The organism is Actinoplanes sichuanensis (genome assembly GCF_033097365.1).
Classification (GTDB): domain Bacteria; phylum Actinomycetota; class Actinomycetes; order Mycobacteriales; family Micromonosporaceae; genus Actinoplanes; species Actinoplanes sichuanensis.
Genome location: NZ_AP028461.1, coordinates 10,003,420 through 10,016,045, shown reverse-complemented (window position 1 = coordinate 10,016,045; position 12,626 = coordinate 10,003,420). Strand labels below are relative to the sequence as shown.

General features: G+C 70.4%; 4 protein-coding genes. 2 read left to right on the top strand and 2 right to left on the bottom strand.

The features are described from left to right. Positions 1-6: 6 nt before the first annotated feature. A complete protein-coding gene (locus Q0Z83_RS45925) occupies positions 7-5,271 on the top strand; it encodes an Ig-like domain-containing protein (protein ID WP_317789849.1) in 5,265 nt (1,754 codons plus the stop codon). A 93-nt stretch (positions 5,272-5,364) separates the two neighbouring features. Beyond that, positions 5,365-9,822: an Ig-like domain-containing protein gene (locus Q0Z83_RS45920; RefSeq protein WP_317789848.1), complete on the top strand. Its 4,458-nt coding sequence runs from the start codon at positions 5,365-5,367 to the stop codon at positions 9,820-9,822. A gap of 160 nt (positions 9,823-9,982) precedes the next feature. Here Q0Z83_RS45920 and groL read toward each other — a convergent pair whose 3' ends face one another. Both groL and Q0Z83_RS45910 read right to left on the bottom strand, forming a co-directional pair. Then, positions 9,983-11,605: a chaperonin GroEL gene (gene groL / locus Q0Z83_RS45915; RefSeq protein ID WP_317789847.1), complete on the bottom strand. Its 1,623-nt coding sequence runs from the start codon at positions 11,603-11,605 to the stop codon at positions 9,983-9,985. Between the two features lie 300 nt (positions 11,606-11,905). After that, positions 11,906-12,604 carry an MFS transporter gene (locus tag Q0Z83_RS45910; RefSeq protein ID WP_317789845.1) on the bottom strand — a complete coding sequence of 233 codons (699 nt, stop codon included), beginning with the start codon at positions 12,602-12,604 and terminating at the stop codon, positions 11,906-11,908. Positions 12,605-12,626 lie beyond the last annotated feature (22 nt).

Here is a 12,626-nt window from a genome sequence, read left to right as displayed (position 1 = left end):
GAAGACATGCCCCGAGCCGTTCTGCGATCACGCACACGGCAGGTGATCACCGCGATCACCACCATGGCACTCGTGGTCACGTTCGGTCTCGCCGTCTCGTCGAAGGACGCGCAGGCGGCGATCACCAACCCGTTCACCACGCGCTACAGCGTCAACACGAACGGCTCGATCCTGATCACCGGCAACACCAACATGCAGTGCCCGACGTCGGCGGCGACGTGTGCGCACGCCCGGGCCGGGATCAATGACAACAACGGCACCGAGACGTTGAACAACAACGGTTACGTGATGGGCTACACCGACGTCGACGGCAGCACCGACACGTTCAACGACAGCGAGGCGACGGTCAGCATGCCGACCGGCAGCCGGGTGCTCTTCGCCGGGCTCTACTGGAGCGCGGACACCAGCGCCGGCACCGGCGGGGCGGTGGCCCGTAACGCCGCCCGCAAGCGCATCGTGCGGTTCGGGGTCCCCGGCAGCGCCCTCGCGAGCGTCACCGCGACCACCAACTACGAGCCGACCGGGTTGACCACGTATCAGCAGTTCGCGGACGTGACCGCGCTGGTCTCGGGCGCGGGCAACGGCACCTACCGGGTGGCCGACATCGAGGCCGGTACCGGCAACGACAGGTACGCCGGCTGGTCCCTGGTCATCGCGTACTACCACGCCGACGAACCGATGCACAGCCTGCGCGTCTACGACGGCTACGGCGTGGTCAGCAGCAACTCGGCCTCGGTGGACATCACCGTGTCCGGCATCCAGACACCGCAGACCGGGGCGTTCTACACGGCCATCGGCACGGTCGTCTACGAGGGCGACTACGGGAAGGTCGGTGACGCCCTCAAGCTGAACGGTGTCTCGATGACCGACGCCGAGAACCCGGTGACGAACTTCTTCAACAGCAGCGTCAGCTCCGGCGGTGTCCCCAACACCGCCCGCAACCCGAACGCGAAGAACCTGATGGGCATCGACGCCGACCAGTTCGACGCGACCGGGCGGCTGGCCAACAACGACACCTCGGCGGCGCTGCAACTGACCACCGTCGGTGACACGTTCTACCCGGGCGCGATCACCTTCACCACCGCGCTGTTCGCCCCCGACCTGGACACCACCACCACGGTGGCCGATCTGAACAGCGGCGACCTGAACCCCGGCGACACCGTCGAGTACCGGATCGCGATCCGCAACGAGGGCAGCGACGGTGCCAAGAACGCGGTCCTCACCGACGCGGTACCGACCGGCCTGACCTACGTGCCGGGTTCGATGACGGTGGCCGGGAGCCCGGTCGCCGACAGCACCGCCCCGCTCGCCTTCCACCTGCCGAACCTGGCCGCCGGCGGCACCACGCAGGTCACCTTCCGGGCCCGGGTGAACGAGGCCACCGCGCCCGGCACCTCGATCGTCAACGTGCCGACCATGGCCTACGTGGGCGCCAGCACCGGACTGGTGCTGAACGGTATCGGCGACACCTCCACGGTGACCGTGAAGCGGCCCCGGGTCGACCTGGTCGCCCACCTGACCGTCACGCCGTCCGTGGTGAACCGGGCCTCGGCCCCGGCGACCGTCTCCTACACCGCCTCGGCCCGCAACGACGGCGAGAGCCTCGAACCGCTGCCGGTCGCCACCGTCGACCTGCCGGCCGGGGTGACCCCGGGTGCGATGCCGAACGGCTGCTCGGCCGTGAGCCGCCGGGTGACCTGCGCGCTCACCCCGATCGCGCCGACCACCAGCGCCTCGGCGACCTTCCCGGCCATCGTGGACGACAGCGCCGCGAACACGGTCTCGGCCGAGCTCGGCGTGACCGGCGTGGGCGACGACGCCACCCCGGCCGACAACACCGACCGGGTGAGCCTGGCCCTGAACTCGTCGCCCAAGGCGATCGGCGGTTCGACGACCACCGGGAACGGCTCGTCGGTGATCATCCGGGTCGGGGACGACGTCACCGACCCGGACGACAGCCGGACCGACCTCACCATCACGATCAGCACCCCGCCGGCCCACGGCACGGTGGTGGTGAACGCCGACCAGACGATCACCTACACACCGGACCCGGGCTGGCGCGGCGACGACACCTTCGTCTATCGGGTGACCGACGCGAACGGCGCCTCGGACACCGCCACGATCAGCGTCGGAACGGCGAACGCCGACCCGGTCGCGGTGGCCGACGACACCTCGACCGGACCGGCCGCGCCGGTCACGATCGACGTGCTCGCCAACGACACCGACCCCAACGGCGACACTCGTACGATCGAGTCGGTGACTCAGCCGCGAGCCGGCGCCGGAACGACCCGGGTGAGCAACGGCAAGGTGGTCTACACCCCGTCGGCCACCGTCAAGGGCCAGGTGACCTTCACCTACACCATCTCGGACGGCCACGGCGGCACCGCCACCGGCGATGTCACGGTGACCGTCGCCAACGGTCCGCCGGTCGCCGCCGACGACACCGGCAACGTCGCCTACCGCGGCACCACGACCCTCGACGTGCTGGCCAACGACACCGACCCGAACGGGGACCCGCTCACCATCAGCGCGGTGACCACTCCGGACCGGGGGACCGCCCAGATCACCAGTGGAAAGATCGTCTACACCGCGCCGACCGGCTTCTCCGGGACCGCGAAGTTCACCTACACCATCCGGGACGACAGCGGGCACTCCGCGACCGGCACGGTGGAGGTGGCGGTCGGCAACGCCGCGCCACTGGCCGCGGCCGAGTCGGCGAACACCGGACACGCCACCCCCGTGGTGATCGACCCGGCCGGCCACTCCTCCGACCCGAACGGCGACACGCTGACCGTCACCGGTACCACCACCCCGGCGCACGGCAGTGTGGTGCTCAACGGCGACGGCACACTCACGTACACCCCGGACAGTGGGTTCCGTGGCACCGAGACCTTCGACTACACGGTCAGCGACGGCCGGGACAGCGTCACCGGCACCGTGACGATCGCCGTCGCCAACGCGGTGCCGGTCGCCCGGCCGGACTCCTTCACCGTGTCCTCGAACGCGCCGACCTCGCTCGACGTGCTCGCCAACGACGACGACCCGAACGGTGACACGCTGACCGTCGCCATCGACTCGGCACCGGCGAACGGCCGTGCGTCGGTGGTCGGCGGCGAGATCAGCTACCAGGCTCAGAACGGGTTCCACGGTACCGACACGTTCCGCTACTCGATCGACGACGGCCACGGCGGCACCGCCCACGCGACCGTCTCGGTGGTCGCCGTCGACATGCCGCCGCTGGCTCACGCGGACGCGGCGGGCACCGGCACGGACAGCCCGGTGACGCTGAACGTCCTGACCAACGACGTCGACCCGAACGGCGACGCGTTGACCATGACGGCCACCACCGCGCCGGCCCACGGGACGCTCGTCACCACCGCGGACGGCGGAGTCACGTACACCCCGGCCACCGGATACTGCGGGACCGACCTGTTCACGTACACCGTCGCCGACCCGGCCGGGAACACCGCCTCGGCGTCGGTCGTGATCACCGTGGCCAACGTGGCGCCGATCGCGCTCGACGACCGGTTCACGGTGCGCTCCGGGGTGGCCGCCCGGCTGGCCGTGCTCGCCAACGACACCGACGCCAACACCGGCCAGGTGTTGAGCGTGGCACGGGCCGGAGCGGCGTCGCACGGCACGACCACGGTCGTCGACGGTGTCCTCACCTACCTGGCGACCCCCGGTTACGCCGGGATCGACACCTTCGGTTACGAGCTCACCGACGAGCTCGGGGCCACCGACGCGGCAGTGGTCACCGTGACGGTCTCGGCGATCCCGGTGGCGCTCCCGGACACCGTCTCGACGCCGGCCGGCAGCCCGGTCGACATCGACGTCACGGCCAACGACAGTGACCCGGACGGCGATCGGCTGACCGTCTCCCGGGCGACGTCACCGGCGCACGGCCACGTGACGGTCACCGCCGGCCGCATCATCGAGTACCGGCCGCAGCCGGCCTTCCACGGCACCGACACGTTCGACTACACCATCGAGGACACCGCCGGCGACGCCGCGATCGGCAAGGTCACCGTCGTGGTGGGCAACGCCACCCCGATCGCGGTGGCCGACATCGCCGCGGTGGAGAGCGGCAAGTACGTCGACGTGGACGTGCTCGCCAACGACAGCGACCCGAACGTCGACCAGAAACCGACCGTCGCCGAGGTCGGCGAGCCCGGCCACGGCACGGCCGCCGTCTCCGGCGACAAGATCCGGTACACCCCGGCGAAGGGCTTCACCGGCGACGACAGGTTCACCTACGTGGTGAGCGACGGTGCGGGCGCCACGGCGACGGGCACCGTGACGGTGACCGTGACCGACCACCGGCCGGTCGCCGTGCCGGACCAGCGGACCACCCCGTACCAGCGGATCCTCACCATCCCGGTGTTGGACAACGACGTCGACCCGGACGGCACGCTGGCCCTCGTCTCGGTCGGCACCCCCGGCAACGGCACCGCGGCGGTCGACGGCGACCAGGTCGTCTACACGCCGGCCGAGGGCTTCTCCGGAGTCGCCACCTTCGACTACTCGACCAAGGACGCCCTCGGGCAGAGCACCGGCGCCACGGTGACGGTGACCGTCTCCCCCGCGCCGCACGCCCCGAACAAGGAGGCGGAGACCGAACCGGACAAGCCGGTCACCATCCCCCTGCCGACCGTCGACGACAACGGCATCGGCATCACGGTGACCTCGGTCGGGCAGCCGAAACACGGAACCGTCGTGCTGAACCCGGACGGAACGTTCACCTACACCCCGGACAAGGGTTTCGTGGGCACCGACTCGTTCACCTACGAGGCCGTGGACGCCGACGGCAACCGCACCACCGGCACCGTCACGGTGACCGTGGCCGGCGTCGACGCGGCACCGGTCGCGATGAAGGACCGGTACACGGTCGTGGCGGGTGAGGCGCTCACCTTCAACCCGACGTCGAACGACAGCGATCCGAACGGCGGCAACCTCACCATCCTCAAGATCAGCAAGCCGGAGCGCGGCACGGCGACCCTGACCGACCTGACCGTGACCTATGTGGCACCCACCGGCTTCACCGGCACGGAGACGCTGGCCTACACGATTCAGGACGTGAACGGGAGCACCGCACAGGCGACGATCGCCATCCGGATCACCGCCGCCGCCACGGTGGAACTGCCGACGACCGGTTCCGACCTGATCCCGGCCGTCTCCGCGGGTGTCCTCGCGATAGCCGTCGGCGGGGTGCTGATCCTGCTCACCGGCGAACGGCCGGGCCGGCACCGGGCCGGAAAGCGCCGGGCCTGATCACAGCGCACGGGAAGGGGCGGGTCGCACACGCGGCCCGTCCCTTCCGCCGTTCACCCCAGCGGGACAAACCTCGGCGGCTAGCGTGAGGTGGTGCGGGGACGGTCGCTCGGCATCCTGCTCCTGGTCCTGACCGTGCTGGTCACCGCGTCGCCGGGCGGGCCGGTCACGGCGGCGATCACCACGGCCTTCACCGCCCGGTTCGAGGTGAACGCGAACGGCGCGATCATGCTGCGCGGCAACGCCAACATCACCTGCCCGCCGGCCACCACACCCTGCACCAGCGCCCGCAACGGCACCGGCTCGAACGCCACCGAGGAGCTGAACGACAACGGCTACGCGATGGTCTGGACGGACGCCGACGGGAGCGCGACGACGTTCAACGACAGCACGGCGACGATCACCATGCCGGTCGGCAGTAGTGTCCTCTTCGCCGGGCTCTACTGGGGTGCGGACCCCCGCGCGGGCACCGGCGGCGTCGCCGCTCCGACCCCTTCCGACAAGGGCAAGGTCCTTTTTCGTACGCCGTCCGCCGCCACCTGGACCCCGATCACCGCGACCAGCCTGTACATGATCACCGCGACCGGCGCCTACCAGGGCTTCGCCGACGTGACCGCACCCGTGGCGGCCGCCGGGAACGGGGTGTACGCGGTGGCGAACATCCAAGCCGGGCGAGGTGAGGACAGGTACGCCGGCTGGACCCTGGTGATCGTCTACCGGAACGCCGCCGAGGACTACCGCAGCCTGCGCGTCTACGACGGTTTCGGGTCGATCTCCGGCACCGAGACGGTGCAGATCCCGGTGACCGGCTTCGAGACACCACACAGCGGCCCGGTGCACGCCGAGGTCGGCGCCGTCGCCTACGAGGGCGACCTGGGCAAATTCGGCGACGAGCTGCGCCTGAACGGGCAGGTGCTCAGTGACGGGGCGAACCCGGCGAACAACGTCTTCAACAGCACCGTCAGCGAGGGCGGGACACCGATCGGGGGCCGGAATCCGCCGTACTCGAACCTGTTCGGCGTCGACATCGACCAGATCGCCGCGGACGGGGTGCTCGGCAACGCGGTCACCAGCGCCACACTGAGCATGAAGACCAGCGGGGAGACCTACTATCCGGGCGTCCTCACGATCGCCATCGACCTGTACGCCCCGAAGATCGTGACCACCTCGACGGCCACCGACGTGAACGGCAACGCGCTGGTGCCCGGCGACGAGATCCGGTACCGGATCGAGGTCCGCAACGAGGGCAACGACTGGGCCGACGGTGTCGTCATCTCGGACGCGTTCCCGGCGTACACCGACTACGTGCCGGGCTCGTTGACCATCGAGGGGGTGCCCGCCGCCGACCCGGCCGACAGCGACGCCGCCGAGGTGGTGGGTGGGGCGGCGGTGTTCCGGCTGGGCAGCATCCCCTATCTCGGGACGACCTGGGTGACGTTCCGGGTCCGGGTGGCCGTCACCGTGCCACCCGCGCACGCGATCACCAACCAGGTCAACGCGAGCTACACCGGGCGGACCACCAGCGTGAGCGTCACCTCGTCGGGCGGGACGGTGGCCACCGTCGTGCTCCAGCCGGACGCCGACCTGGCCGCCGGGCTCACCGTCAGCCCGGACCGGGTGCAGCGGCCGGCCACGCCACAGCCGGTGGCGTACACCGCGACCGTCACCAACGACGGCCCCGATCTGGAGCCGGCCGCCCGCGCCACGCTCACCCTGCCGGCCGGGATCACCGTGGGGACGCTCCCGGCCGGCTGCACACCGGCCGGCCAGACCGTCACCTGCCTGCTCGGGCCGCTGCTCGCCGGCCATCAGGCGACCGTGACCGTCCCCGCCGAGGTGGCCGCGACCGCCGCCGCGTCCGCGGCCACCGACCTGGACGTGGACGGGGACGGCCGGGACACCGGTTCCGGCAACGACTCCGCCCGGGCGACGCTGCGGGTCAACACTCCGCCGTCCGCCTCCGCCGCCACCGTCTCGACCACGCACAACGCCCCGGTCACCGTCGACGTGCCGGCCCTGGTCAGCGACCCGGACGACACCATCCTGACGATCACACCGGCCGGGCTCTCGACGCACGGCACCGCGGTCGCCCTGGCGGACGGGAAGATCACCTATCTGCCGGCGGTCGGCTGGACCGGCACCGACACCCTCGTCTACCAGGTGGCCGACGGCTCGGGCGGGGTTCGTACCGCCACCATCACGGTGACCACGGCGAACGTGCCACCGGTCGCCGCCGACGACGAGATCAGCACCGGGTCCGGGCATGCCGTGACGGTCGACGTACTGGACAACGACACCGACGTGAACGTTCCGGAATCACTCACCGTCATCGGCTTCACCCTGCCGGCACCGGCCCAGGGCACGGTCGTCCGGTCCGGGAACTCGTTCATCTTCACTCCGGCGGTCGGGTTCGCGAACCGGGCGCACTTCACCTACACGATCGAGGACAGTCACGGGGGTCAGGACATCGCCGACGTCTGGGTGGATGTGGCGAACGCGGCACCCACCGCGGCCGACGACCTGGCCTCCACCGCCCACCAGACGGACGTGCTGGTCGACGTACTCGACAACGACACCGACTCGGACGGTGACGCGATCTCTCTGGTCACGGTCGGGACGCCTGCGGACGGCACCGCGATGATCGACAACGGACAGGTCCGCTATCAGCCGCCGTTCGGGTTCCGGGGCGACGTGACCTTCCCCTACACGATCAGGGACATCAACAACGCTCCCGGAACAGCCACCATCACGGTCACCGTACGCAACGCCCCGCCGCGCGCCGACCCGTGGACCGTCAACACCGGCACCGGCCGGTACGTCGACGTCACGGTGCTCGGCCCCGGCCTGTCCGCTGACGACAATCCGGGCGATGTGCTCCGGGTCGCCGGGACCACCGTCCCGGCGCACGGCACGGCGGTGGTCCAGGCGGCCGGCATCCTCCGCTACACCCCCGATCAAACCTTCTGGGGTACGGACCACTTCGACTACACGATCGACGACGGGCACGGCGGCACCGCGACCCGGCGGATCACCGTGAACGTGGCGAACGGGCTGCCGGTGGCCCGTGCCGACGCGGTCACCGTCCCGGCCGGGGCGGCGAAGGTGATCGACGTGCTCGCCAACGACGACGACGATCCCAACGGTGAGACGGTGACCGTCACGGTGACGTCCGGGCCGGCACACGGGACCGCCGTCCCCGGTCCGGGCCGGACGATCACCTACACCCCCGCGTCCGGACACCTCGGCGCGGACCACTTCGACTACCAGCTCAGCGACGGGACCGGCACCACCACCGCCACCGTCACGATCGGTGTGGTCAACGCCGCACCGCAGGCGCGGGCCGACACCGCCGCCACCGACACGAACACCCCGGTCACCGTGGACGTGCTGGCCAACGACGACGACCCGAACGGCGACCCGATCAGCGTGGTCGCGGTGACCGCGGCCGGTTTCGGCACGATCCAGCGGGCCGGTGGGGTCCTCACCTACCGCCCGGCGACCGGCTTCCAGGGCATCGACACGATCTCGTACACCATCGAGGACCCGGCCCACGCCACCTCGACGGCCGTGCTCACCGTGCTGGTCCGCAACGCTCCACCGATCGCGGTCGACGACGCCTACGCGGTCGCCGAGTCCACCGTCGTGATCTTCGACGTGCTCGCCAACGACCGCGATCCGAACACCGGTCAGACCCTCACCGTGACCGCGGTCCGGGCCGCCGGCAACGGCACGGCCTGGCTCGACACCGACCGGGCGATCACATACGTCTCCCGGTCCGGCGCCACCTCGGACTCCTTCACCTACGAGGTCGGTGACGATCTGGGGCGCGTCGCCACGGCCAGGGTGACCGTCCAGTTGATCAAGCCCGCGTCGTCCCCCTCCGCCTCCGCGTCCCCACCCGTTTCCGCGTCACCACCGGTTTCGGCGTCCCCGGCGGCCCCGGCGAGCCCGCCGGTTTCGGCGTCTCCGTCGCCACCGGTCTCCGCGTCCCCGTCGCCACCCGTTTCCGCGTCCCCGTCGGCCCCGGCGAGCCCGCCGGTGTCACCGTCGCCGTCCGTTCCCTCGGCCAGGCCGCCGACGTCGCCGTCGCCCGGCCGCGGGCCGAACCGGCCGCCGCTGGTGACCGGCGACCTGACCGCCGTCACCTCCGGTGAGCAGGTCACCCTGTGGCCGGCCGGAAACGACTCGGATCCCGACGGGGACCACCTCAGCCTGGTCGCCGTCGGCCGACCCGCACACGGAACGGCTCGGATCGGTGTCTCCGCCGCGTCCACGACCGGGAACACCGGCACGGTCCGCTACATCCCGGACGCCGGATTCACCGGGATCGACCGGTTCACCTACACGATCACCGACTGGCGGGGCGGCACCGCCACCGGCACGATCACCGTGCGGGTCACCGCGGCCACCCCGGAACCGGCGCCGCCCGACGTGCCGGTGACCGGGCCGGACAGTGCCCTCGTGGCCCGGGTGGGTGCTCTGGCCGTACTCTCCGGGGCCCTGCTGCGATGGCTGACGACCCTGGAACCGGGACGTCATCGCCGGCGGTGACGGAAAACCGATGCCCGACGGCCCACGAACCGAGACGGCACCACCGGCGGTGACGGAAAACCGATGCCCGACGGCCCACGAACCGGGACGGCACCACCGGCGGTGCCGGAAAGCAGAACGGGCGGCCCGCCGAAGCGGACCGCCCGTTTTGAGACTGGACTCAGAAGTCCATGTCACCGCCGCCCGGGGCGCCGGCCGGAGCCGGGGTCTTCTCGGGCTTGTCGGCCACGACGGCCTCGGTGGTGAGGAACAGCGCGGCGATCGACGCGGCGTTCTGCAGCGCCGAGCGGGTGACCTTGGCCGGGTCGATGATGCCCGCGGCCAGCAGGTCGACGTAGTCGCCGGTCGCGGCGTTCAGGCCGTGACCCGGCTCGAGGTTGCGCACCTTCTCGACCACGACGCCGCCCTCGAGGCCGGCGTTCACGGCGATCTGACGCAGCGGGGCGTCCAGCGCGACCTTGACGATGTTGGCACCGGTGGCCTCGTCGCCGATCAGGTCGAGCTTCTCGAAGGCGGTCTTGCCGGCCTGGACCAGCGCGACACCACCACCGGGGACGATGCCCTCCTCGACGGCCGCCTTCGCGTTACGAACGGCGTCCTCGATGCGGTGCTTGCGCTCCTTGAGCTCGACCTCGGTGGCCGCGCCGACCTTGATCACCGCAACGCCGCCGGCCAGCTTGGCCAGACGCTCCTGCAGCTTCTCACGGTCGTAGTCGGAGTCCGAGCGCTCGATCTCGGCGCGGATCTGGTTGACCCGGCCCTGGATCTGCTCGGCGTTGCCGGCACCGTCGACGATGGTGGTCTCGTCCTTGGTGATGACGACCTTGCGGGCCTGGCCCAGCAGGGACAGGTCAGCGGCGTCCAGCTTGAGGCCGACCTCTTCGCTGATGACGGCGCCACCGGTGAGGATGGCGATGTCCTCCAGCATGGCCTTGCGGCGGTCACCGAAGCCGGGGGCCTTGACGGCGACCGACTTGAAGGTGCCACGGACCTTGTTGACGACCAGGGTGGCCAGGGCCTCGCCCTCGACGTCCTCGGCGATGATCACGAGGGGCTTGCCGCCCTGCATGACCTTCTCCAGGATCGGGAGCAGGTCCTTGACCGCGGAGATCTTGCTGTTCGCGATCAGGATGTAGGGGTCGTCGAAGACGGCCTCCATGCGCTCGGCGTCGGTCATGAAGTACGCCGAGATGAAGCCCTTGTCGAAGCGCATACCCTCGGTGAGCTCGAGCTCGAGGCCGAAGGTGTTGCTCTCCTCGACGGTGATGACGCCTTCCTTGCCGACCTTGTCCATGGCCTCGGCGACCTTCTCGCCGACCGTGGTGTCAGCGGCCGAGATGGAGGCGGTGGAGGCGATCTGCTCCTTGGTCTCCACGTCCTTCGCGAGCTTGCTCAGCTCCTCGGAGACGCTGGCCACGGCGGCCTCGATGCCCCGCTTGAGGGCCATCGGGTTGGCGCCGGCGGCCACGTTGCGCAGGCCCTCACGGACCAGCGCCTGGGCGAGGACGGTCGCGGTCGTCGTGCCGTCACCGGCGACGTCGTCGGTCTTCTTCGCGACCTCCTTGACCAGCTCAGCGCCGATCTTCTCGAAGGTGTCCTCGAGCTCGATCTCCTTGGCGATGGATACACCATCGTTGGTGATCGTGGGGGCGCCCCACTTCTTCTCGAGAACCACGTTGCGGCCCTTGGGGCCGAGGGTCACCTTGACCGCGTCCGCGAGCTGGTTCATGCCACGCTCGAGGCCCCGACGAGCCTCCTCGTCGAATGCGATGATCTTGGCCATACGGCGTTGTCCTCCCGGACATCCGCGGCGCCGGGCCTCGTCGGCCCCGCTCTCCGCACGTTGAGGAAGTCTGCGGACGCCACCACCTGGCGAAGGTGACGTCCTCAGGCCGAGCCGGATAGCCCGCGACGACCGGCTCCGTGCCCCGATGCCGATGGCAGCATCGCGACCGGAACCCCACCGTCCCGACCTGCTGGCACTCAGCATGCGCGAGTGCCAATCACTTGTTTAGCACTCTCCGATGGCGAGTGCAAGAAACCCCATCTTCCCGCGAAACCCTCGTCGGTGGCCGTGATTCGGCTAAGGATCTTGACGGCCCAGGTCAGCGGGGGTGACGGCCCATGCCGGGGTGGCCGGACGGAACGTGATGAGAACCGCAATCGCCCAGCCGACCCGAAGAACGGCGTCCACCAGCTCCCACCCCAGTGGCACCGGGTCAGTCGTGGGCCCTTGGAGCCACGACTCGGCGACCGTCAGCAACGGCACCGCCAACGAGGCCGCCACCAGACCCCGGAAGTCGTTGCGGCCGGCCACCGGTGGAAACAGGAGGATGCCGAGCAGCCCGTGGGTCAGCAGCGTCAACGCGTGGATCACCGGTGACAGCAACTCCAGGGACAGTCCCGCATTCACGAGGAGAGTGAACGACAGAGCCCGGATCAGGAAGGCCTCGACGAACGACAGTCCGATCGACAGCACCAGCAGACCCAGGGCCCGGCCCACGGTCACCCGGCGGTCCGCCAGCACACCGACGATCGTCAGCGACACCACCGCGGGAAGGGCACCGATGGCCACCATCAGAAGCCAGGAGTCCGGCCCGAAACCGACGTTCGACGGCTCGCTCATCGCGTTCACCGCGAGCGGATAGGAGACCGTGGCCAGGAAGGTGATCAACACGGCCACGGCGACCGCCCAAGGGCGGGTTCGCACGAGCCGGAAACCGGAGACCGGCTCCGCAGCCGGGGGCTCCTCCGCGTAGGGCCGCGGGAACTCATCGCTCATCGTCGAATCATGACGTGTCCGA